Genomic DNA, 24,487 nt, shown 5'->3' on the forward strand with positions numbered 1-24,487 from the left:
CTAACTTACAGATTGTAATTTTCTGCAAAGATAGTCATTTCTAACCCATAGAGTCATTTTTTGCTCGTATTTTGTCGCATATCAACCACTTACAACGATTGTTAATCGTTTTTAGTGGACACTAGTGGTTCCAATTCAACATTTACCATTGTTTGCTACAACAAGGTAGTCTCTTTCCTTTACGGACAAATTCCGCAAAAGGGTGTAGCCTAATACGCACTTTTCTGTGGAGTGCCACACAAAGATGCTTGTCTGCTTTCTGATGAGCAAGCTCGGCGGACATTAGGGTTTTGTTTTCCTGAAGTGTTATTTCACAACAGGGAATTTTCAGAAAGAGCCTATCTGGTAATCTTGATGTACCTTTGCCCGCAAATTTCAAAAACAAAACAAGACATGGAAGTAGTATCAATTGAGCGCAGTACCTACGAGGAGCTGCTGACGAGCTTCAACAGTTTCATCACAAAGATGAAGGAGATGGCCAGTAGAGGCACAGACAAAGGGTTGGGCGACTGGCTTGACAATCAAGATGTATGCCAAATGCTGAACATCAGTCCAAGAACATTACAAACGCTTCGTGACAATGGGACATTGGCCTATTCTCAAATCAACCGTAAGGTATACTATAAGCCTGAGGATGTAGAAAGGATTCTGTATGTTGTGGCTGGTAGGGATAAGGATGCCAAGTAATATAACCTCAAAACGAGCCGCCTATGAACGAACTGATAATGCCTCATAACGTTGGCGTGAAGAATGCGTTGGAGAACATGAAGGAGGTGCTTGCCCTATACAAGAAGGTGATAGGCAATTATCGCCATTGCTTGATGGTGAACGCTACATAACAGACAAAGAGGTTGCACAGATTCTGAAGGTCAGCAGACGGACGCTACAGGAATACCGTAATGATGGTGTACTACCTTATATATTATTAGGCGGCAAGGTGCTTTATCGTGAGAGTGATTTGGAAAGGGTTCTGGAGAGTTGCTATCATCCTGCGTTTAAACGATAGGAAAAAAGAAAGAGCCGTAAGTGGTTCGTGTGCTGTGGGATTATAACGCAGAAAGACGGATGACAGACTTCGCTAATCATTCGTCTTTCTGCTTTGGAGTATTTATGCGCCGTTAGTGGTTATGCTCTCTTTATGTCCTTGAACGATGCGTTGAGTTTATTGCCGAGCATCGTCAGATCGTTGTCAAGTTTCTGGCTTGTGATTTTAGCATAAATCTGGGTGGTCACGATATTGGTGTGTCCCAATACCCGGCTCACGCTCTCGATGGGCATACCCTTTGAAAGCGCCAACGTGGCGAATGAGTGCCGGCCACAATGGTAGGAGATGGCTTTCTCTATGCCACAGGCAGTCATCACTGTTTTCAGTTTCTTGCACATTGACCAGTAGTTCATCTTGCCGAACACAAGTTTCTCTTCCTGTAGGTGCTTGTAGCGGTCGATAATCTGCAAGGGAACGTCCATCAGTTTCACCTGGAAGGGGATGTTGGTTTTGTGACGCTTGCTGATAATCCACTTGTCACCGTTGATGTCTACGATGTTGTCCGTGGTCAGGTTCTTCACGTCAATAAACGAGAGGGCGGTGAAGCAGACAAAGACGAAGATATCACGGACGAAGGCGAGATTGGCATCCTCGAACTCATGTGTTACGACAGCCTTTAGTTCTTCTTCGGTCAGGAACTCCCTCTCCTTGCAGTTTGGGCTGATGTGGAACTGTGCGAATGGGTTACGGGGAATCTTTCCGTTGTAATGCGCTCTCAATACAACACCTTTCAACCACATACAACGCTGCCAGATAGTTCCATTGGCAAGTCCTCGGTCAGTGCTTAGGTAGGCAGCGAAGTCCTTGATGAACTCTGGTGTCAATTCCAACATCGACATATCCGTGCGACGATAGTGCGACTGGATGAACTCTGCCACATCCTTCCGCGAACGTTCCATAGCCCAGAGTGTGCTTGCCGCTCTGTCCTTGTCCACACGTTTCTTCTGGTTTGCAATATCCTTGTCAAAAGCACTCAACAACGTTTCGTACTCGCTGCCAAATCCCTGATAAGAGTTGCGCACCATCTCAGCCGTCACAAAAGCCTCGCGGTCTGACAGGTGCTGATAGTGCTTGATGATCTGCGCCTTGATGTTATCCAGTTCGCGGTTAATCTGCAATGCCTCCTTGCTGCGACCTTTAGCGCAATTGCCCTTTACATCCCACATGTCAAGCGGGATCGTCTTCTTACAACTGAACTGGCTCTGAGTGCCGTTAATCGTAACCCTGCCCATCACAGGCACCACACCGTTCTTCTCCTTACTCTTGTTCACATAGAACAGAATGTTAAAAGTACTTTTCATGTTTTTTACTCCGTTTTTAATTTTGGCTGCAAAACTACTATGTTTTTAGGCATCCATCGCTATGCAAAATATTGCAGTTTGCGGAATAAGAAACGAGCGGTGAGAGGTGTATCATTCTGCTCCATTTTGCATGGACAGTTTTCTTATCTCCAAGGTCATAAATTGGGTTACGATTTGGCAACCTAACTCCTTCACCAATCCTCCCCAATTTGCTTTTAGTCCCTATTTGAACTTCCTCGTTCTTCCCCGTCTTGCCTTTATTTCAGGCTGAATTGCGTTAATCTTCCCAAATCCGTTGTTCTTTACAACCTTTTTTTGTAACTTTGTAGTCTATCCAGTACTAACTTCATATTATAACTAACAAATGAAACGAATTGCACTTTTCACTATCGCTATCGTAGCAATGACCCTATCGGCAATAGCAGCTACATCCGAAGGCACCAACAATTTCACTATCAAACGAGGCACCAATGTCAGTCACTGGTTGTCGCAAAGTAATGAACGTGGCGTTGCACGCAGACTCCACATACAAGAAGACGACTTCGCACGACTGGCGCAACTGGGCTTCGACTTTGTACGCTTGCCTATTGACGAAGAACAGTTTTGGGATGAAGCGGGTAACAAACTGCCCGAAGCATGGCATCTTCTCACCCAAGCACTCGATTGGGCAGGCAAATACCACCTACGCACTATTGTCGATCTACATATCATTAGAACCCACCATTTCAATGCTGTCAACGAAGGAAAAGCAAATGCTAATGTGCTATTCACTTCTGATAAGGCGCAACAGGACTTTATCAACATGTGGTATCAACTCTCTGACGTGCTCAAAGCCTATAGCAACGATGCCGTGGCATACGAGTTTATGAACGAACCTGTTGCTGACGACCATGAACAATGGAATCAGTTGATATCCAAAGTACATAAAGCTCTCCGCAAACGCGAGCCACAACGCACATTGGTTGTTGGTTCAAACAAGTGGCAGGGTACGGGAACTTTCAAATATCTGCGTATTCCTGAGGGTGATAAGAATATCATACTCTCTTTCCACTATTATGAGCCAATGGTGCTCACACACTATGGCGCACCCTGGACTCCCATTGGAAAGTATAAGGGAAAGGTAAACTATCCCGGACAGATGATCTCACAACAGGACTATGAGGCTATTCCTGCCGACTTGCGTCCGACATTCGAACCATATACCAAGGTGTGGGATAGAGAACGCATCTGCCAAGATTTTCGTGACGCTATTGCTGTGGCAAAGAAATACGGTGTACAGCTCTTCTGTGGAGAGTGGGGCGTTTATGAGCCTGTTAACCGCGATCTTGCCTATCGGTGGACGGAGGATATGCTGTCTGTCTTCAAAGAGTATAATATTGCGTGGGCCACATGGTGCTATGATGCCGACTTTGGCTTCTGGGATCAGAAACGTCATACTTACAAGGATCGCCCACTTGTAGAACTGCTTATGGAGAAGTGATAAAACACCGCTATTATTGGAAAAGCGACAAACAGAGGGTTCTGCTTGTCGCTTTTCTGATAGTATAGCGAGGGAAACATGCCGCCTTCAGCGGTCAAATCTCCTTGTCGGTGCCTGTCAATATATGGAAGCGGCGGGTGACAGCCTTGCTGATCTGCTTGAAATTGCCATAGCGCAGGTTGAGCAGCAGTTCCTCGATAGACCGACCGATCTTGATCCATGGATGGCCCCAGGCATTATAGCGATACATGCGCTCTTTATAGGTCACATCCTCGATGACATAGTGGGGATGGCGCAAAGGAAACTCTATCTCGTGGCTCTTCATGGTGAACTGACGACGCACACCGCGTGGCAACGTCTTGAAAGCAGAATAGTGGGCTGACTCATCCGTGGCCCCTACGTTGCTAATCATATTCTTCACAGGCATGACAGATAGTCCGGAATTGAACAACATCGATGCCCAGAAGATGGTTTCAAACTGAGGAACACCCGAACTGCGATGCAGTTGACAGGTGCGGATGAAGTCTTTCTTTATCTTGCGACGCTTGATGAGGTTGCGCAAGAGTTGCATATCATACTTGTCGTCCATAAACGTATAGTGCTCATCCCACTGGTTGACCACACGACTCCACGATGCCCAGCCCCAAATGGAGAAGGCTGAAGTGAAGAAATAGTCGTTGGGCACGTTGGGTGTGACCTCGTCCATGTTGTAACCGGCAACCATGGTAATACGCTCATCGTGCTCATATCGGTCGAGCATCTCCTTGCAGAAACGGAAGAAAGAAACGGTCGGTACGACATCGTCCTCTAATACAATACACTTGTCAGCAAGCGAGAAAGCCCACCGGTGGGATGTGAATCCTGCTGTCATGCAACCCAAGTTCTGCTCCTGATAGTTGCGGTGTACATCACAATCCCAGTCTATTTCCGCTACTACCTCACGACATGCCATGATGGCAGGAAGGTCCTTCTTGTTGCGAGGACCGTCTTGAAAGAGAAACAAGCGAGTGGGGCGTGCCTTACGTACTTGTTCAAATACCACTCTCAAACTGTCGGGACGGTTGAAAAACAGCATGAGAACGGCAATGTCTGTCTGTGCGGGATACTTCATAATCGATGTTGTTTGATTTGTATGATGGTTCGATAGAGTTTGATAACAGGTCGGCTGAGCAGCGGAGGCAATGCCCATACCACACGGTCGTAGAGCGGAATGCCTGCCGGCAGTGTGCCGATGGCCTTGATATAGTAGTTGTGGCGGACCTCCATGTGTCCGTCGCAGATGAATTTCTCGTATTCCTTCAACTGGTGAAGCACAAAGGCGCTGTGCAGTTCAGACCATTGCGGGGCAAGCGTCTGACGCAGCAGACGGTCGTAGAGCATCTCGCGTTCCAGAGTGCGGCGCCGTGTGTTGGGCACGCCCAGCGTATAGCGATAGACGCAATCGGTGATGAACCACACCCTGGGGCGCTTCATCAGCACCATCACCTGCATCAGTTTGTCCTCACCCTCAATGATGTCGCGCGGTGTGTCGAGGCATCCTTCCAAGATAGTACGGCGGAAAATGGCTGCCCACAACACGGGAAACCGATTCTTGCCGGCTATGATGGCACGCACCAAATCGGTGGGATTGACCTCACCCTGATAGACCACAGGCGACTGAATGCCGTTGTGGGTGCAGAAGGTGGCTATCACTTCATCGGCTGAAGTCTGGCTAATGGCATCGTAGAGTGTGCGAAGGGCACCCGGAAGGAGCTCGTCATCGCTATCCACAAAAACGATATACTCGCCTTGCGCTTGCTCCACACCATAGCGGCGGGCGGCTGTCACACCTTGATTAGGCGTGTGGAACACCCGAAGGCGGGCATCGCCAGAGAGTTGGTCGCATAGGTCGCCCGACCCGTCGGTACTGCCGTCGTCAACAGCCACAACCTCTATATCGTCCATATCTTGGGCGAGCAACTGGCGGAAACAGCGTTCGATGTACTCCACCTTATTATATATAGGTACGATGACGGATATTTTCATGCCTGATGATGTTTATGTGTGACATAGTGCAGACACTCGTCGAGTATCTGTGCATGGGCGAGTTTCATGACGACAAGATAGAGTATGCCTGCCACAACAACGCGCGCCAACAGCAGAAGCGGGGCGATAGTCATCCACGATGTGGCATAATGGGTGGCTATCATGACAAAGGCTGCGGCAAAGAAAAACGGTGTGAGGTCGGCAAACACCTGCATGAAGCGAAGGCCTGTCAACCGATGAGCTGCCATCTGCCAAACTCCCAACCATACGATATTAAACACAGTGTAGGCTGCTACCATGTGCAGTACGCCCATGTGGCTGAGGGCTATGATGATGCCCAGTTGTATAGCTATCTGCAGAATGTTGAGCCACATGTTGATATCTGAACGTCCGTGACTGATTACGAGGTTCTGATAGAGCGTGTAAAACGGCATGAAGGCGCCGCCAATGCAAAGAATCTGTAAGATGGGTACAGCATCAAGCCATCCTTCACCAATGGTGGTCACAATAAATTCGCGACTCACCAACGAGAGACCCAATAAGGCGGGAAAGGCGAAAAAGGCTGTGAAACGCAGCATTTTGCGGAAGATACGGATTTCGCGTTCCTGCTCGTTGCGGATTTCCACCAATACAGGTTGAGCCACCTGCATCACGGTATTGCTGATGAGCGAATGGGCCATCGTGTTCCATTTGCTGGCTTGAAAGAAGTTGCCCGTAGTGCGCATGCCCAACATATTACCGAAGATAACGGTCAACATATTGTTGCTAACGGTGGTGATGACCATCGTGACGAGGATTTTCATACTGAAACTGAAGGTCTGGCGAATGGGCGTGAAGTCAAAATCAAACGTCGGACGCCACTTGATGAAGAACAATCGACCTAATACCAATACCAGACTGTTGACAACCTGTTGGGCAGCTATACTCCAATAGGTCATCCCTGCCAGTGCCATGCTGATGGCGGTGATGCCCGAAATGATAAGGGCGGCTATAGAAACAATAGCCATCTCGCGCTGCATCATATTCTTGGTCATGTAGGCATTCATAGAGATGCCAAACGAAGAAATGAAGAACGACAGAAAGACCACGCGCGACAGCACCGTCAACTCTGGTTGATGGAAGAAAAGGGCAATGAGCGGAGCACAGAAGAATAATACACCGTAGAGGCAGGCACTCATCAACACGTTGAACCAGAATACCGCATTGTAGTCGCGATGTTGCGGCGCTTTCATGTTGACAACGGCAGTGGAGAAGCCGCTCGACTGTAAATTGCCGGCAATGAGCGAGAAGATACTCAATACACCCACCAAACCGTAGTCGGCTGGAGAGAGCAGACGACCGAGAAAAATACCGAAAAAGAGGTTGAGCAGTTGCGTTGTGCCACTGTTCAGCGCTCCCCACATGAGACCCTTGGCGGTCTTGTCTTTCAGTGATTCTGCCATGTCGCGTCGGTTTTATTATGCAAAAATACGCATAATTGTTTTAAGTTCAAAATATTTATAGTACTTTTGTCCTATAATATAAGGCAATGACTATGCAACAAATCACAGATATCAAAGAACTGCGAAGTTTGCAGATGGGAATACTCGACGACGTCGATCGATTCTGCAACACACATCACCTGCGCTATTCGCTATCGAGCGGAACGCTCATAGGTGCGGTGCGACATGGGGGATACATACCTTGGGACGACGATATTGACATCTATATGCCGAGAGAAGACTATGAGCGTTTCCTTGCCAGCTATGCTGATCAGGAAGGACGTTATCGGGTGCTCGATCCCAACAAGGAGTCGCATTATTATTATACCTTTGGCAAAGTGGTCGATCAGCGTACACGTATGGTGGAGAAAGAAACAAAGGGCTACGAGATTGGCGTATATATCGATGTGTTTCCCGTGGATTATGTGACGGATGATATGAAGCGGCGGCAACGGGTGTTCAAATGGAAAAAACTGCTCTACAAAATACGCCGTTGCAAGATTTCAAACGACAATCCGCTCCATTCGCAACTTGCCTATTGGGTCTATCGGCTGTTGCCCATATCTGTGGCGATGATAGAACGATGGATCAGACAACTTATCGTGCTTAAAACGCCTACGGAAACGCTATGCAACATGACCGAGGCGGGACCGAAAATGAAGGGATGTTTCCCCGCAGAAGATATGGCTACGGTGGTCGATATGCCGTTTGAAGACCGTACCTACAAGGCGATGGTGGGATATCGCGACTATCTGGAACATACCTATGGCGACTATATGGCTCTCCCGCCAGAGGACCAGCGCGTCACCCACAAGTTTGAAGCCTATTGGTTGTAACACCCTTATGTCGGTGGTCGATGGGTGGTCGATCAGTTAACTATCGACCACCGGCAATCTATTATACCACAGATGGTTATCGTGATGGGTGGTCGAGTGGTCGAAATTTTTAGAAAAACTGAATTTTATGGGCGCCTCTCTTTACGCGTTGGTAAAGACTGAAAGGCGTAAAGGGTCAGTCGCTGTATCGGCTGATGAGATTCATGCCCCAGTCATAGACTTGGTCAATATGGGGCGCAGGGATGTTGTGCTCATGTATCAGCCGATGGATAATGGCAAGACCATAAGGGAAATCTTCTGTGAAATAACGGCTGTGAAAGTCGGGGATATAGGTAGTGCCGACTTTTTCCATCGGTGACATAATGCCCTTGAAGGCTGCTATCGACTGTAGTTTGTGAGTGAGCGATGGAGCATCGGTACTCTCGTAATAATCGAGAATGGTGGGGATGGCACCCGGTGTCACCTGCAACTTGTCGAGCAATTGCATGAACTCGGCATCCATCGCTATCAGTAGTGATGAGGCATTGTCGGTCCAGTTGGAATAAAATTCTGGTATGCTTTCGTAGGTGATGCCCTCTTGCCAGTTGTGCCACAGGTCGTAAAGACGTGAGGTGTGGAGCAATGGATTGCTGTTGGTCAGACTGGCTTCGTAGTGGGATGCCAATAGATGTGTGGGACAATGGAATAGTTGTTGTATCTCGCTGGCAATGCGGTTGGCATCTTCTCTACTTGCCCTTTCTACGGCAAGATTCAGCGACGACTTGTAACCCAACAGGTGGGCACTGTGTCCATAGACCTCAGTACGTGCGATGAAGGGCACACGCTGAAAACCAAAAAGGGGAGTGGTGGAAGGAAGAAGTGACATGGCTTCGAAAAAGAAACCTGTGCTGCTGACGATACTTCCCACGGGGATGCCGGGGCGGAGAACGTCGCGCAGTTCGCTTAACACACTTCTGATGGCAAAACCTGGTTGGGCAAGAAGTAGCATATCTGCCTGCGGTACCACATCGGAGGCTGTGGAACTGATGGTGGAAAGATGTCCTTCAAGGGTTGTTCCTTCAGGAGTCGTGATGTGGAGGGTATGGCTCCAGCGTTCGGGATGACGGGTGAGTAGAGTGACCTCACAGCCGTTGGCAGCCAGAAAACCAGCCACTACATGTCCGAGATTGCCACCGCCACAGATACAGATGCGTTTCATTGTGCGAGAATATGGAATGCTTCGATGAGCCGGTCGTTATCTTCGGTAGCGCGTACCGACAGGCGGATGAAGTTGCGACCCTTGAGTCCGTTTTTCGAATCACAGTCCTTGATCATGATATTGAAGCGCGACAGGAGTTGCTTGGTCAGTTCGGCAGAAGAATAGCGGTCGGTCACCTGACAACAGAAGAAGTTGGCTTGTGTAGGCAACACACGCAGATAGGGTATCTGCTGAAGCAACTTACCGAAGCGGTTGCGCTCGGCAATGAAACGGTGGCAGGCTGCCATATAGTCTTTCTCGTATTTGCCGAATATCTGCATGTAGAACTCGCCAAACGAGTTGATGTTCCAGATGCTGACATCGCGCTTGATATACTGGATGAGGCTGCTGTCGGCAGATGCCAAGATGCCTAAGCGCAGTCCGGGAACACCATACGATTTGCTGATGCTCTTCACTACGATAAGACCGTCGTACTGCTCCAACAGGTCGTTGCGCAATAGGGTGTTGTGTTCGAAATCATCGCTGAAATCCACAAACGACTCGTCGATGACCAGTCGGATATGTTTTTGTTTGGCCCACTCGATGAGTTGCAGCAAACCATCCATTGGGATGAAATTGCCAGAAGGGTTGTCGGGATTGATGAGCAAGAGATTGTCGATGGGATGCTCATCATAGAAGTTGATGAGGTCGTCGGCAGTATATGATAAGGTCTGTGGATCGGGCTGATAAGCCACAATCTGTTCGGGTCGCAGGCGGTGGGGATATTCCTCAAAGGTGGGATAGACCACACCGATGCGTCCTTCCACATGTTCCATCATGCTCTTGATGAGTTCGGCTGCACCGTTGCCCACGACAACATACTGTTGGCGGATGCCGAAATACTTGCCGGCAAGAAGTGAGTTGACAAACATACCCGATGGGTATTCGGTCAGTAGTGTGTCGAAATTGGCACGCAACTCATCTTTCATGCGAGTGGTGGGGAAGTAGGGATTGACCAGATAGCAATAGTCGAGCATCTTAGGGAAGCGCCAGTGACCACCGTAGCGATAGTTGAAACGATGGAGCATCTCGTCGCCTTCGGCAAAAATGGTCTCGGCAATATCCAAATCTTGAATATCGTCTATCTCGTACCACTTCTCGTTGCCGATGGGTAAAGCCTTGAGCTCGGCATTGTCGAGAAGGGTGATGACGCGCAACACTTGCTCGTAATACTCGTTGTTGCCTAATGCAGAACAGTAGGCTTCAAGGAAAGGCACGTATTTATGGCATGAGAACTCGCGCGAGAACTTATAGATATTGACCGTCTTGTAGTATTGGTCAACATCGGCATAGTTGAAGGCTTTTTTCGGCACGAAGTTCACAATGTTGTGATCGCTATCCATCCTTACCATCGTACCGTCCATCCATGTCTCGTATTTGGCAACGAGGGCAAGGTTGGGGTAGGGGTTGTCGAGAATCATTCGGAACAACTGGTCGCTGAAAATGAGGTCGCTCTCGATGAGCAACGTGTCGTCTTCAGTCATCTGTTGCTTCACCATCGACAAGGAATAGATATTGTTGGTCTTGTCGTAGATGGGGTTCTCGGCATATTCGATGTTGAGGCGTCCGTCGTATCGGTGGCCGATATACTGGCGCAATTCATCGCCTTTATAACCCACCACGATGATGACGCGAGTGAGCGACAGCGTGGCAAGTTGACCGAGTAAACGGTCGATGAGGCGCACACCATTGACAGACACCATACATTTGGTGTTGTCGCGGGTCAGTTCGCCAAGTCTGCGGCCCATGCCAGCCGCCAGGATGATAGCCTGCATCTGTGGAGTATTAGGGAGTGTTGATAGAGATTATTGGGCAAGCCAAAGTGGGATTATCCCACCTGGCTGCCTGGTTTAACGTCTTTGCTGGTAGTAACCACGCTGAGACTCTCGTCGAAATCAACGGCAGAGAGTATCATGCCTTGGCTCTCGATACCCATCATCTTGCGTGGTTCGAAATTGGCTACAAAGAGGATGCGCTTGCCGATAAGGGCGGCAGGGTCTTCGTAGAATGCGGCAATGCCACTGAGGATGGTGCGGTCGGTGCCTGTTCCGTCGTCGATAGTAAACTGAAGGAGCTTCTTCGACTTCTTCACTTTCTGGCAGTCTTTGATGAGGCCGACGCGGATGTCGAGCTTCTCAAAGTCTTCAAACGATACGTTGTCCTTGATGGGAGCGGCTTTATAGGCTGCTGCCTCGTTGGCTTTCTTGGTGGCTTCGAGCTTGTCGAGCTGCTTCTGAATGACATCGTCTTCAATCTTTTCAAACAGCAGTGAGGGCTCACCCAGTTGATGGCCTGCCTCAAGCAAATCGGTAGAACCGAGCTGTTCCCAGTCGAATGAGGTGATATTGAGCATATCGCGCAGCTTTTTACTTGAGAATGGCAGGAACGGTTCGAAGGCGATTGCAAGGTTGGCTACCAGTTGGAGAGATATGTTGAGGATGGTTTCCACACGTTTCATATCTGTCTTGGCAACCTTCCATGGTTCGCAGTCGGTGATGTATTTATTGCCGATGCGTGCCAAGTTCATAGCCTCTTTCTGTGCTTCGCGGAATTTGAACTGGTTGAGCAATGCCTCTACGCGACCTTTCACGTCCTTGAATTCTTCCAATGCCTGGCGGTCAACATCCTGCAGTTCGCTACAGGCAGGTACTACGCCACCCCAGTATTTCTTGCTGAGTTGTAGTGCACGGTTGACGAAGTTGCCATAGATAGCCACCAACTCGTTGTTGTTGCGGTCTTGGAAATCCTTCCAAGTGAAGTTGTTGTCTTTGGTCTCTGGTGCATTGGCAGTCAGTACATAGCGCAGCACATCCTGTTTGCCAGGCATATCAACCAAGTATTCGTGCAACCATACTGCCCAGTTGCGTGAGGTAGATATCTTGTCGTTTTCCAGATTCAGGAACTCATTGGCTGGCACATTATCGGGCATGATGTAGCCGCCGTGGGCTTTCATCATAACGGGGAAGATAATGCAGTGGAATACAATATTGTCTTTTCCGATGAAGTGGATGAGGCGGGTGTCTTTGTCTTTCCACCATGTTTCCCAGTTGCCCCAGCGTTCTGGCTCTTTCTCGCAGAGTTCTTTGGTGTTGGAAACATAGCCGATGGGGGCGTCAAACCATACATAGAGCACCTTACCGTCGGCTCCTTCGATGGGAACGGGAATACCCCAGTTGAGGTCGCGTGTCATGGCGCGAGGCTGGAGATCCATGTCGAGCCATGATTTGCATTGTCCATAGACATTGGGACGCCACTCTTTGTGCTCTTCCAGAATCCACTGTTTCAGCCAGTCCTGATATTTGTTGAGGGGAAGATACCAGTTTTTGGTTTCTTTCATCACAGGTGTAGAACCGCTGATGGTCGATTTTGGATTGATAAGTTCCAGGGGAGACAGGTCGCGTCCACATTTCTCACATTGGTCACCGTATGCTCCTTCGCTGTGGCAATAAGGACATTCGCCGGTAACGTAGCGGTCTGCCAAGAACTGTTTGGCTTCTTCGTCGTAGAGTTGTGTAGAGGTTTCCTCGGTCAGTTTGCCTTCGTCGTAGAGCTTGCGAAACCATTCTGCTGCAAACTTATGGTGTGTTTCCGAGGTGGTGCGGCTATAGATGTCGAATGAAATGCCGAACTCTTGGAATGAGTCTTTAATCATTTTATGGTAACGATCTACCACGTCCTGTGGGGTAATGCCTTCTTTGCGGGCACGGATAGTGATGGGCACACCATGTTCGTCGCTACCACCGATAAACATCACATCTTCTTTTTTCAGTCTCAGATATCTTACATAGATGTCTGCAGGTACATAAACTCCTGCCAGGTGACCGATGTGCACACCGCCATTGGCGTAGGGCAGTGCTGCTGTCACTGTTGTTCTCTTGAATTTCTTGTCTGCCATTATATAATATGTTATTTTAATGCAAAGGTAGTGCAAACCGAGCGAAATACAAAGAAAATGGCTCATTTTCTTTGTATTTCTGAGGTGCAGCCTACCTTAGACGCATCGCGTCAAAGGTACGATTAAGTGAGCGAAATACAAAAGAAAATCCCATTTTCTTTTATATTTCCGAACGTGGAGTAAAAGAAAACCGCCTGTCGGCAGGAATCTATATCCTATCGGCAGGCGGTGATGGTATGTGAGTGTTTCTCTTACAGGGTATCGAGCGAAAGACCTTCTTTGGGCAGTTTCTTATAACTCTTGCCGTTGATGGTGATGTCGGTCGAATTGTTGGCCTTGAAGATGTGACCAGTGGTTTGAACATGAATGTCGTTGAGTGTCACACCTTTCGTATGGTTGACTACGATACCTTCTTTCACGTTGTTTACTTCAAGATCGCGGATGTTGATATTGCTAACTGGCATCTCTGGCAGACCGTTGAAATAGGCTGCACGGCGAGCAGTGCGACAGATGACATGCTGGATGTCGATATTGCGGAAGCATGGTGTGGTTTCGTCAACCTTGAATACAGGCACACTCTGCTGCTTCTTCTCGTCGCCATCGGTTAATGCTTCAACGGCAGACTTGCCACCATAATAGAGGTCGAAGGTGATGACGTCGGTCTGAATGTCGAACATAGACATGTTGCGGATATAGATATTTTCAACCACACCGCCACGACCACGGGTGCTCTTGAAGCGCAGACCTACATCGGTGCCGAGGAACTGGCAGTCGCTGACCATGATGTTTTTCACACCACCGCTCATCTCGCTACCTACTACGAAACCGCCATGACCCTTGAATACGGTGCATCCGCTGACGATAACATTCTCACAAGGAATGCCACGCTTGCGACCATCGGCATCCTTTCCGCTCTTGATGCAGATGCCATCATCGCCTACGTCGAAGGTGGAATTGACAATCAAAGCATTCTTGCAAGATTCCAAATCAAGGCCATCGCCGTTTTGTGCATACGATGGGTTGCGTACCAATACATCTTCGATGAGTACATTCTCGCACATCAACGGATGGATATTCCAGGCAGGAGAGTTCTGGAAGGTGACACCTTTCAACCATACATTCTTGCAGCTCACCAGGCTAATCATCACAGGACGAAGGAAACGCTTCATAGCATTCCATTCGGCTTCGCTTGATGGAGTGGCTGGCACGTTCATATTGGCATTGTTGTCAGCATTGAGTGCACCTTCGGTAGGAAACCAATAGTCGGCACGCTTGAAAGCACCACCACGTGAGGTAATGGCTTTCCACTGGGCTTCGGTCACCTTTTGTTTCTTCAAAGGACGCCAGAACTCACCATTTCCATCAATGGCACCTTGACCGGTAATAGCTACATTGGTGAGGTTGTTGCCTGAAATAGGCGACTGGCAACGACGGGTGTCAAGGCCTTCAAATGAAGTATGGATAAGAGGATAGAGGGCATCGTCTGGTGAGAAAAGGATGATGGCTCCTTTCTCCAAATGGAGGTTGATGTTACTTTTCAGTACGATAGGACCGGTAAACCATACGCCCTGAGGTACAGTCAGACGACCACCGCCTTTAGCAGAGAGTGCTTCGATGGCTTTGCGGAAGGCATCGGTACAGAGTGAAGAACCGTCGCCAACAGCACCGAAATCGCGGAGGTTGACTTCATTATCAGGAAATTGTGGACGTGTCACCTTATTCATCTCGAAGGGGAGATTGGTGTACAGTTCGTCGTAGTTGTCGCCACAAGCGGCATTGGCACCCATGCTCATAAGGCAGGCGGCAACAATGGCAAATAGTTTTCTCATGTTTATAATCTGTTGTTTAGTAGATGGGTATTGTTGTTTCGTGTGCAAATTTAGCGACTATTTATCACAATACAAAATATTCGGGCGGAAAAGTCGTTAATTACCTGCATATCTCACTCTAAGTGTTCGGGATGTGTTCGGGATGTGTTCGGGATGCACTTGGAAAGAGTTCGGCACCTAACCATTTGCAGAACTATGGAGTTTTTTTTAGCATGCCTCAAATCCGCAACAAAGTCCTTCAACGTCCTTCTTGCGTCTAAACGTCCTCTCATTACTGAATTATCAGATAAATTGAGGCAGAAATACCCACTGAGCCGTTTTATCGGGTGCGCCCCATTGTATGGTATCTATAGTACATATACCAAAACAAAAGAAGAGAACCATTGCTGATTCTCTTCTTGAGGTGATCCGCTTGGGGCTCGAACCCAAGACCCCAACATTAAAAGTGTTGTGCTCTACCAACTGAGCTAGCGGATCATTGCTTGAAAGCGGATGCAAAGGTACGAAGTTTATTTGAAACCACCAAATATTTTTCTGATTTTTTTGAATTATCTTTTATGCATGTGCCAAATATGGAGTACTTTGCGACGTATTGCAGCGTAATTTAGTATGCCGACAAATATATAAAGTGCTATGCCTGTGAGTAGGCTCGGTGCAAGTGTCGCAGCACTGAAACTTGGATAGAGACTGCCGAAAAGTGGGATGTAATATGTGCGCAGCATGACTATCAGTAGTATGGCGATGACCAGTACTAGCGTATTGACGGTCAGTGTCAACAGGTGGTAAGGACGTGCCACAGTAGAAGGTCGATAACCGATGAGCAGTAGGGTGTCTATCTTTTCCGTGTTCTTTTGTAAGAGCAGGAAGATGCTGAGCAACAAGACATAGAACGCCAAGGCACTGATGAGGAGACCAACGGCAATGACGATGCCAGTGGTAATGCGCAGAAAAAGAGCAGTGCGTGCTGATTCTGCATCGTCTGCCTCGGTTTCGTATCCTCGGTCGTCAAGGAAAGTAATGAGACGGTCGTCTGTTGGATTGTCAACGCTGATAATAAGACGTGATGGGGTGGCGCTGCGGTTGGGTGACAGCCGACGATTCATTTCGTCAATGAAGCGTTGTGGCACCAGAATGGTATTGAGCTTTTTGGAGAAGGCTACCACATGACCTGTCATCTCTACAGTTTCGTTACTACCGCGCAAAAGCAACCGGATCTTTACCATTTGTACAAGACTCTCAGAAAGTGCGGGAAGTCCTTGGCTGGTAGCAAAGCCGAAATTATAGAGGTTGAGATAGTTGCGTGGCAGAATGATGGGAATATCTGTATCGCCTGGTTGCCATTGCCAGTGAGACAAATCCACATCGATAAACTCATCGGGCACGGCTTCGAAAAACATATCGGTGGAAAACTGTACACCTAATCTTTGGCTACCTAAGGTAGCAACCACCCCAAAGCAAGATGGGGTGAAAGTTCCCACACGAGTGGCAAAAGGTTGTTGGCGCATCTCCTCTATTTCTTCTGGTGAGAAGGTTGGCGCTGTGCCAGTCAACGTACCGATAGTGTTCACGTGTTTAGCCACCACCATCTGCCCAGGTCGCATAAAGCTGTCTCCACCGGAGAATATCGGAATGATATCGGTGGCAAACTGTATGGCAGCCAATACGATGGTCATGCCACACAGGTTGGCAAGTACAAAACCAGCCAACTGCCATGCATTCATTCCACGGCTGAGCAGTTTGTAGAGCAGATGATGATGGCTCTTCACGTAGTTCTGTTATTTATTCAAGTTTCGCAACTGAGGGAATTGATTGAAGTTAAAGAACGTTTTCGTTAAGCCAGATGAGCAGACCCGAGCTCGTTCGAGGTCTGCCATGGCGAGAAAATGTGCCATAAAATGGAACGTTTTCGTTAAGCCAAATGAGCAGAATAAAGCTCGCTTTAATTCTGTCATGGCGAGAAAAGGTGCCATAAAATGGAAGTTATCACTCCCTACGGTCGTTCGGGAAGTTAAGAGACAATAGCCTTTTGCCGTAAGACGTAGGACATTTGTCCCTTAACTTCTCTCTAACTTCCCTTAACTTCCCCACATGCGAAAGTTCTGTTATTTATTAGTTGAGTCCAAACTGTCCGAGCATGATGTCTGCCAGAATCTCTACAGGATCCTTGTCGGCATCGTTCATATTGACACGGAAGTCAACCTTGGTATCGGCTGTGTCGTAGATCTCGATGCTCTTAATACTCTCCACAGCCGATTGGGCAGCCTTAGCTTGACTGCGGGTGCAGAATCCTTGTATGGCTTTGGCTGCCAGCTGTGCACCGATATGAATATACACGCGGTGGCCTTTGAGGTTGCTTTTCGATACAGCAGGCTTGGCTTCAGCAAATGGCTCGCCACCAATAGCCAAATAGGTAGTACCGTCCTTTTCGCCAAAATTCATCTCTTTGCTGCTCTTGATGCCCAATTGGTTGAGCGCTTCAATAATCTTCTTGTCCTTGGTCTTCAGATAGAGACATGCGTTGGGGATGAAGCCTTCCCACTTGCTGATACCTGCGGTGAAGTCGCCATCGATGGTTCCCAGTACACCCTTAGCCATTTCCAATTGGTCGGATTTGATGGTCTTTTGGTTTTTGAAAACACCCATCTTCTCGAGATAGTCGAAATAGGCTTTACCGTCAATATTGCAGAAAATAGACATGCCGTCTGCTGCAATGTAGTTGGCATAGTCGCCGTCGATATTGCGCATCAGCTTCTTTCCTTCTTCAATATTCTGCTTCCAAGCATCACTCTTAGCAATGGCTTCTACGGAAAGCGTAACAGAACCCTTCTCAGAACTCAGGTCAAGGAGTATTGAGAGGGCCTTCATGTCAAGACCGTTAGGCAGTAAGGCTTTCTGTTCTGCGGTCAACTGATTTTGTGCAACACCCATGGGAATGAGCACCTGCATGATGCCTTTTGCATCAGCGAGTTTGCTGAAGTCGTCACTCTCTGCCATTGTACCCTTGGTGTCGGCATTGAACTTCTTGATGACATCGTCGATGGTGCCGTCAGAAACCACGAAACAGTCATCGTCGAAGGCAATCACATTGGTTCCTTCTCCGATATATTGTATGCCGTCTTTTTCTTTTGGAGCCTTATCCAAGGCGGTAAGCAACTTCACGAAATCTTCTTTGTCGAGCAGTTCGCCCACCAGCAATGCATTCTTACCTTCGGTATTGGCACTTACCCATAAGGGTTGGCGTAGGTCGATACCGGCCTTAGCAGGATCTTCAGCTACAGCTTTCAATACTGCTTTAGCTTCTTCATTCTTACCCATAGCCTCCAGATTCTTTGCCAGTTGCTGTTTTACGGCATCGTTGTCGGCAGCTTTACTCTTGTCGAGAATCTGCTTCACATCGATGCGCATAGTAATGGCATCGTCAGGCAGGAAGTGTGCTGTCTTACTGGATTTCGAACACGAGGTGAATGCCACAACAGCTACAAGGAGCATCAGGGCGAGTTTCATCGTTTTCTGTTTCATAACATTTAGGTTTAAGGGTTATTGTATAAAAGGTGAATAGGCTATTGTTGTTCGGCTTGAAGTGCTTTCTTGTAACATTCGCGGCAGAGCGGTTCATACTCCATGGTTTCGCCCAAGAGTACAAGACGGTCGCTGTCAACGGTGCGGTGGCTGACATACGCCAGTGAACCGCATTTTACACAAATGGCATGTACCTTCGTTACATCATCAGCAATGGCACAGAGTGCTGGCATTGGTCCGAAAGGAATGCCTTTAAAGTCCATGTCGAGTCCTGCCACGATGACGCGCACACCACGGTTGGCCAACTGGTTGCATACGTCCACCAGACCGTCATCGAAGAACTGTGCCTCGTCGATACCCACCACATCGATGTCACTTGATAGCAACAGAATGCTGGCAGACGACTCAATAGGAGTTGATGAGATGGTGTTATGATCATGGCTCACCACCTCTTCATCGCTGTAGCGTGTGTCGATGGATGGTTTGAAAATCTCGACTTTCTGTTTTGCAAATTGGGCACGGCGTAAACGGCGTATGAGTTCTTCTGTCTTTCCTGAGAACATCGAACCGCATACTACCTCTATTCTGCCTGGGCGGCGCACTTCACCAATCATGTTTTCTGTAATCATGCTACAAATGTAGGCATTTTATTTGAATTATGCCAATATCTTCTCTTACTTTCGATAAAAAACTTTTATTTTCTCACAAATCGGTCATTAGGATTTGCTTCTGCCTTCGTTTTCTCGACATGGCAGAGTTTTAGCAAACTTGCTTAAGTTCATTTGACTTAACGAAAGCGGGGCATTGGTTTTTAATTTCTCTCTATTTCTGCTGTGTAAAAGGAGTGTCGTAGGTGATAAGCTTTAGTGAATAAAAGTTACTTTCATCCCGTAACAACAAGAAAAATAATAAATTTCTTTGTGTTTTCCATGCTTATTCGTAACTTTGTCCCCTGTTATGGGTATCCTGTATATCGTTCCCACGCCTGTTGGCAATATGGAGGACATGACTTTTCGGGCAGTCCGTATCTTGAAAGAGGCCGACCTCGTGTTGGCGGAAGATACGCGCACTTCCGGTAACCTGCTGAAACATTTCCAGATTCAGCAGCATTTACTTTCGCATCATAAATTCAATGAGCACGGCACAAGTGCATCAATAGTAGAACGGCTCAAAGCCGGACAAACCATAGCCCTCATCAGCGATGCGGGTACACCAGGTATTTCCGATCCCGGATTCTTCTTAGTGCGTGAAGCGGTGCGTGCTGGCATAGAGGTGCAAACCTTGCCTGGTGCAACGGCATTCGTGCCGGCATTGGTTAGTAGCGGTCTGCCTTGTGATCGTTTCTGCTTTGAGGGATTTCTGCCTCAGAAGAAGGGACGCCAGACCAAACTACAGTCGCTGGTTGATGAAGAGCGCACGATGATATTCTATGAGTCACCCTACCGTGTATTGAAAACTCTCCAACAGTTGGCAGAGGTGATGGGACCCGATCGTCAGGTTAGTGCTTGTCGTGAGATTAGCAAAGTACACGAAGAGAGTGTGCGTGGCACTTTGGCAGAAGTCATTGCCCATTTTCAAGAGCACGACCCACGTGGCGAGTTTGTCATAGTCTTGGCAGGCAAGCCCACATGAAAGTAAAACACTTATGTATAATATAAAATAGGTAATAAGACAAAATACAAGAATTATGAAAAAGATGATAGTTTTGGCCATTGGCGCCATGATGCTTGTGGCTTGCGGACAGAAAGGTCCGAAAGCAGAAGAAGTGAAGATAGCCCAAAAGACCGATTCACTCAATCGCATCATCCAACAGAAGGATAACGAGATCAACGACATGGTTTCCACCATCAATGATATCGAAGAGGGCTTCCGTGCCATCAATCAGGCACAGAATAGAGTTACCGTTGCCCAACAGGGTGAGGGTGCCAATGCTGTGGAGCGCATTCGCGAAAATATTCAGATTATCCAGCAGACCATGCAGCACAATCGCGAACTTATCAATAAAATGCGCAACCAGCTTCGCCAAAGTTCGGTAGCAAGTGATGAACTGCGCCGCACCCTCGACAATCTCACCCGTCAGATGGAGGAGAAGGATGCTCAGATGCGTCAGCTTCGTGCAGAACTTGAAGCCAAGGATGTGCGCATCGGTGAACTCGATAAGGAGGTGACCAACCTCAATACCAATGTGTCATCGCTGAAAGAGGAAAGCAGTCAGAAGTCGCAAACCATCTCTGTACAGGACAAGCAGCTCAATACCGCATGGTTTGTTTATGGTACAAAGAAAGAACTCAAAGAACAGCGTATCATTGTAGATGGTAAAGTACTCCAGTCAAACTTCAATCGCGACTATTTCACCAAGATAGATATCCGTGTGGATAAGGAGATACGCCTCTATTCGCGTAGCGCACAACTACTCACCTCACATCCGCAAGCCAGCTATACGCTCGACCGCGATGCCAACAAGCAGTATGTGCTTCGCATCACCAATCCACAATTGTTCTGGTCCACCAGTAAGTATCTCGTGGTATTGGTGAAATAAAAACACGATATAAACACAATACATACACATAAAGATTAAATGAAACGGACTTTAGTTCTTCTGTTGGTGGCGATGATAACATCGTTGCAAGGTTTTGCCATTGTTAGAAGCCAACAAGTGATGAAAGAGATTGCCAATCGACAGTTGCAACAGATGGGTATCAATGGAATGGTGACACTTGCCACCGAAACCAATACCTATGCTATCTATCGTAGTGCCATGCAGGGATTTGTCGTCGTGGGAAAAACAAGCGAAGGCAGAGCGGTGTTAGGTTATTCAAAAACCAATTTCGATGCCAAACATCTGCCTTGCGGATTGAAATGGTGGTTGAAAGCTACCGACAAGGCATTGCAACAGCAACATTATTCTGCCGATGAGCAACCAGACTTCACGGTAGTTGATAATCTGTTGCAAACGAAATGGGGACAGGATATGCCTTATAACTACTATTGTCCAACAGTAAAGGGAGAACACCTGCCTTGCGGATGTGTGGCAACAGCCATGTCTCAAGTGCTTCGCTATTATGCCTATCCCACTCATGCAGAAGGTCCTGGAGGTTATACTACTGAGATTTATAATGAAACCTTGAATGCCTATTCCTCAAAGACTGTGGTGGAGAACATCAAATCCGACTACGACTGGGACAATATTCCTTATGATCCCCGTGCTGCTGACGTAACAGAAAAACAGCAGCAGAACGTAGGACAGTTGGTCTATGACTGTGGTCGTGCCGTTAATATGAATTATGCCTCAAAAGGAAGCGGTGCCTATTCAGACGATGCGGCAGCAGCTTTTGCTACGGTCTTCGGTTATAATGAGGATGCCACCCATTATGTGCTTCGCGACTTCTATTCCGACAGCGAATGGATGAATATTGTCTATACTGAATTGGCAGAAGGACGCCCCATTTTCATGGGAGCCAGTGATGACTCAGGCCGAGGTGGACATGCATTTCTGCTGACTGGTGTTGATGCCAACGGTATGATTTATGTTAACTGGGGATGGAATGGTGTTTGTGATGGTTATTATGCCATCGACAAACTAAATCCTGATAACAGCTTTGCCTTTAATTCCGGACAGGAAATCATCACACGACTCATCCCACAGAAAGAGGCTGTGACAGGAATGCCCTTTGAGTCGCACATGGGATGTACCTCGTCGCTCAGCGGTCTCTTGATCACACCCGAAGGACAGCTTAGTGTATCGAGCATCAATATCTTCAATACAGGCCATCTGGATTTTGATGGTACAGTAGGAGTCCTTTTGGAGAATACCGCAGAAGGTTCCACCGAAAAGCAATATTTCGAATATGTCAATATCAATCTGGCCCCCTATGACCGATACAATGGCTCAGCACGTCAGACCTATGATCTTAGTGGCTTGACAGCCGGCACCTATCGCGTGCGTCTTGTAGCAAAAGATGTAAAGGATGCCGATTATCGACCAGTGCGTGGTCTGGGCGGCAAGTTCTACGAACGCCTATTGACCAAGTCTGCTGATGGCACTTGCGAACTCGCCGAACAGACTACAGGCATTCATCAGGCTAAGGTGGCAACCGATACCAGCGTGCACTATTACGATATGCAGGGTCGTAGCGTATCTGCCAACCACCGCGGATTGACCATTATTCGGCAGAATGGCAAAACCAGAAAGGTGATGCGCTAACACATCAGAAACACGTTTTCGTTAAGCCAAATGGACAGAGTTAAGTTTACTTGTCCTCTGCCCATTTGGCGAGAAAAGATGCCATGAAATGGAACAAATAAAAAAAAATACAGAATAAAATTATCAAGTACAAAACATTTATTATGCGTATTGGCTGTAGTCATTACTTTCGTATTCTCTTCATGTAATTCCGAAAATGAAACACCGGTAGATTACAATACTTTGCCCGAATCAATAGCCAAGGATTTCAGTAATCGCTACGGAGCAAATACTATAAAACAGGTTTGTTCTGGTAATAATTTCTACCCCCATCCGTGGCACTCCATGTCATTCATTTGATCTTTGATTTATTTGTTGTGATATGCCCTTGGCTTATATTGTCAGGAACAAATTATAAAAGCACTATATGAGTGTGGGTAAAAATATCTATAATAAAGTTAAAGTATATTAAATATTGAGTCAAAGCTGCCAAAACTCTTGCATTTCGGGGGTGTCATGTTGTATCTTTGTGTTTCAAGCCGAGGATGATTTCAAAAACAAGAAAGAAACCTTTAAACCAAAAATCAAACAAATAACCCAACAACTAAAATGCTGCTTATGTTTACAAAATCAACAAATTCCCATGCTATCAGGTCACGACAGAAGGCCCACGATTTCCCGATCACTTCTCGTTCGGTTCTCGTTAACTTCTCGTTAGGTCCTCGTTCGTCTCTCGTTCGTCTCTCGTTGCTTATTCGTTAGTCTATCGAAGACCGATCGAGGACCGAACGAGGAACAAGCGAAAAACGAACGAAAGAGCAACGAACGTCGATCGAGGAACCGACGAGAATCTATCGAAAACTCGACGTAAAGCCACCATCATGGCTGGCAGAACCCCCTTCTGCAACCACAAACCGACAATATGCCTTTTTGCTTCTACTCTGCCGATGTAGAACCCCTTGCTTCCTGTCCACACTGAGCATTTTCGAGGCGAACAAAGCCATTTCGTCCATCCTGTGGATCTCTATGGTCCAACCATGTAGAAACCCCTTCACGGGCTTCAAATGCTTTGTTATTCTCCAGACAACCGACAGAGATAATCCTCTGTCCACCCCAAACACCCTGCCGCAAGTCCAACAGCCCAACCTCATAGGCCAAACCGTAAAAATCATGCAAAGCCACGCAAGAGTCCTCCATATTACCATTTTGTATAATGTAAGTATAACAACTTTACAATGATGACGTGGGATGTATCTAATATATTTACATTATAACAAAAAAGTATGCTCTCCTCACGGAGAACATACTCTCAAAATTTGGTATGGAAAATATCAATTACATGATCATTTTAAACACCTGACCAATTTTCAGATCCTGCTGATAAGATCCGTTGTCTGCGATGTTCAGAGAGTAGGTGGATGTGGGCTTATTTTGGTGGTATCGTAGGAAAATGACGTTGGAGATTATTGGATTCAGGCAAATTTTAATCTGTCGGAAGTCAGGTTTGCAGGTAAAACATCTTGCTTTTTTGTAGCATTGTTGGATGGGGTGGAATCGTGTGAATAGTTAGTATTCATTAGTGTTCTGAATAAACACTTATACCTATATATTATACGCGTGCGCACGTGAAGAGTTATAGTTTCGTTAATAAATTCG

Annotated in this window: 20 protein-coding genes and 1 tRNA gene; 8 read left to right on the plus strand and 13 right to left on the minus strand. The window is 47.3% G+C overall.

Annotated features, from left to right (window positions below):
• The first annotated feature begins 393 nt into the window (after positions 1-393).
• From CIK89_RS01605 to CIK89_RS01610, 3 genes are read left to right on the plus strand one after another with little or no spacing between them, the layout of a single operon-like run.
• Positions 394-687 carry a helix-turn-helix domain-containing protein gene (locus CIK89_RS01605; protein WP_094389734.1) on the plus strand — a complete coding sequence of 98 codons (294 nt, stop codon included), beginning with the start codon at positions 394-396 and terminating at the stop codon, positions 685-687.
• A 23-nt stretch (positions 688-710) separates the two neighbouring features.
• Positions 711-839 (plus strand): hypothetical protein, encoded by a 129-nt coding sequence (locus CIK89_RS13995; RefSeq protein WP_371593143.1) that lies wholly within the window; start codon positions 711-713, stop codon positions 837-839.
• Entirely contained in the window at positions 815-1,006 is a 192-nt protein-coding gene (locus tag CIK89_RS01610) for a helix-turn-helix domain-containing protein (protein ID WP_371593145.1), read from the plus strand. The genes CIK89_RS13995 and CIK89_RS01610 overlap by 25 nt, the downstream gene beginning before the upstream one ends.
• Before the next feature lie 119 nt (positions 1,007-1,125).
• Here CIK89_RS01610 and CIK89_RS01615 read toward each other — a convergent pair whose 3' ends face one another.
• Positions 1,126-2,346, minus strand: a complete 1,221-nt coding sequence (locus tag CIK89_RS01615; RefSeq protein ID WP_094389690.1) for a site-specific integrase — start codon at positions 2,344-2,346, stop codon at positions 1,126-1,128.
• A gap of 364 nt (positions 2,347-2,710) precedes the next feature.
• Here CIK89_RS01615 and CIK89_RS01620 point away from each other — a divergent pair, with 364 nt between their 5' ends.
• The gene (locus CIK89_RS01620) at positions 2,711-3,826 is read left to right on the plus strand and encodes a glycoside hydrolase family 5 protein (RefSeq protein WP_094389691.1); all 1,116 of its coding nucleotides are present in this window, start codon (positions 2,711-2,713) and stop codon (positions 3,824-3,826) included.
• Positions 3,827-3,920: 94 nt separating this feature from the next.
• Here the strand turns inward: CIK89_RS01620 and CIK89_RS01625 are convergent, their stop codons facing one another.
• Genes CIK89_RS01625 through CIK89_RS01635 form a run of 3 tightly spaced genes read right to left on the minus strand, consistent with a single transcriptional unit; the run spans position 3,921 to position 7,293 of the window.
• Positions 3,921-4,937, minus strand: coding sequence for a hemolysin activation protein (locus CIK89_RS01625; RefSeq protein WP_094389692.1), 1,017 nt, complete (start codon positions 4,935-4,937; stop codon positions 3,921-3,923).
• A complete protein-coding gene (locus CIK89_RS01630) occupies positions 4,934-5,851 on the minus strand; it encodes a glycosyltransferase family 2 protein (protein WP_094389693.1) in 918 nt (305 codons plus the stop codon). Before CIK89_RS01630 ends, CIK89_RS01625 begins: the two co-directional genes overlap by 4 nt.
• Positions 5,848-7,293: a lipopolysaccharide biosynthesis protein gene (locus CIK89_RS01635; RefSeq protein ID WP_094389694.1), complete on the minus strand. Its 1,446-nt coding sequence runs from the start codon at positions 7,291-7,293 to the stop codon at positions 5,848-5,850. Before CIK89_RS01635 ends, CIK89_RS01630 begins: the two co-directional genes overlap by 4 nt.
• Before the next feature lie 92 nt (positions 7,294-7,385).
• Here CIK89_RS01635 and CIK89_RS01640 point away from each other — a divergent pair, with 92 nt between their 5' ends.
• Complete coding sequence (locus CIK89_RS01640; RefSeq protein WP_158214954.1) at positions 7,386-8,168, plus strand: phosphorylcholine transferase LicD; 783 nt, start codon at positions 7,386-7,388, stop codon at positions 8,166-8,168.
• Positions 8,169-8,343: 175 nt separating this feature from the next.
• Here the strand turns inward: CIK89_RS01640 and CIK89_RS01645 are convergent, their stop codons facing one another.
• The 8 genes from CIK89_RS01645 to CIK89_RS01685 all read right to left on the minus strand — a co-directional run bounded on the left by CIK89_RS01645 (position 8,344) and on the right by CIK89_RS01685 (position 19,274).
• Positions 8,344-9,366, minus strand: coding sequence for an NAD/NADP-dependent octopine/nopaline dehydrogenase family protein (locus CIK89_RS01645; RefSeq protein WP_094389696.1), 1,023 nt, complete (start codon positions 9,364-9,366; stop codon positions 8,344-8,346).
• Positions 9,363-11,180, minus strand: coding sequence for an aminotransferase class I/II-fold pyridoxal phosphate-dependent enzyme (locus CIK89_RS01650; RefSeq protein ID WP_094389697.1), 1,818 nt, complete (start codon positions 11,178-11,180; stop codon positions 9,363-9,365). Before CIK89_RS01650 ends, CIK89_RS01645 begins: the two co-directional genes overlap by 4 nt.
• Positions 11,181-11,233: 53 nt before the next feature.
• Positions 11,234-13,300 carry a methionine--tRNA ligase gene (gene metG / locus CIK89_RS01655; protein ID WP_094389698.1) on the minus strand — a complete coding sequence of 689 codons (2,067 nt, stop codon included), beginning with the start codon at positions 13,298-13,300 and terminating at the stop codon, positions 11,234-11,236.
• Positions 13,301-13,551: 251 nt separating this feature from the next.
• Complete coding sequence (locus tag CIK89_RS01660) at positions 13,552-15,129, minus strand: glycoside hydrolase family 28 protein (protein WP_094389699.1); 1,578 nt, start codon at positions 15,127-15,129, stop codon at positions 13,552-13,554.
• 404 nt (positions 15,130-15,533) lie between these two features.
• Positions 15,534-15,606: transfer RNA gene (locus CIK89_RS01665), tRNA-Lys, on the minus strand.
• A gap of 71 nt (positions 15,607-15,677) precedes the next feature.
• Entirely contained in the window at positions 15,678-16,895 is a 1,218-nt protein-coding gene (locus CIK89_RS01670) for an ABC transporter permease (protein ID WP_254046587.1), read from the minus strand.
• Positions 16,896-17,238: 343 nt separating this feature from the next.
• Positions 17,239-18,648 (minus strand): DUF4836 family protein, encoded by a 1,410-nt coding sequence (locus CIK89_RS01680; RefSeq protein WP_094389701.1) that lies wholly within the window; start codon positions 18,646-18,648, stop codon positions 17,239-17,241.
• 41 nt (positions 18,649-18,689) lie between these two features.
• Entirely contained in the window at positions 18,690-19,274 is a 585-nt protein-coding gene (locus CIK89_RS01685) for a thymidine kinase (protein ID WP_094389736.1), read from the minus strand.
• Between the two features lie 331 nt (positions 19,275-19,605).
• Here CIK89_RS01685 and rsmI point away from each other — a divergent pair, with 331 nt between their 5' ends.
• The 3 genes from rsmI to CIK89_RS01700 are packed head-to-tail and all read left to right on the plus strand — an operon-like array spanning position 19,606 to position 22,852.
• Positions 19,606-20,280: a 16S rRNA (cytidine(1402)-2'-O)-methyltransferase gene (gene rsmI / locus CIK89_RS01690; protein WP_094389702.1), complete on the plus strand. Its 675-nt coding sequence runs from the start codon at positions 19,606-19,608 to the stop codon at positions 20,278-20,280.
• Positions 20,281-20,335: 55 nt separating this feature from the next.
• Positions 20,336-21,187, plus strand: a complete 852-nt coding sequence (locus tag CIK89_RS01695; RefSeq protein ID WP_094389703.1) for a lipoprotein — start codon at positions 20,336-20,338, stop codon at positions 21,185-21,187.
• A 39-nt stretch (positions 21,188-21,226) separates the two neighbouring features.
• A complete protein-coding gene (locus CIK89_RS01700; RefSeq protein ID WP_094389704.1) occupies positions 21,227-22,852 on the plus strand; it encodes a C10 family peptidase in 1,626 nt (541 codons plus the stop codon).
• A 915-nt stretch (positions 22,853-23,767) separates the two neighbouring features.
• Here the strand turns inward: CIK89_RS01700 and CIK89_RS01705 are convergent.
• Positions 23,768-24,028, minus strand: coding sequence for a hypothetical protein (locus tag CIK89_RS01705; protein ID WP_144007328.1), 261 nt, complete (start codon positions 24,026-24,028; stop codon positions 23,768-23,770).
• Positions 24,029-24,487: the final 459 nt, after the last annotated feature.

The organism is Prevotella sp. P4-119, assembly GCF_002251345.1.
Taxonomy (GTDB): Bacteria; Bacteroidota; Bacteroidia; order Bacteroidales; family Bacteroidaceae; genus Prevotella.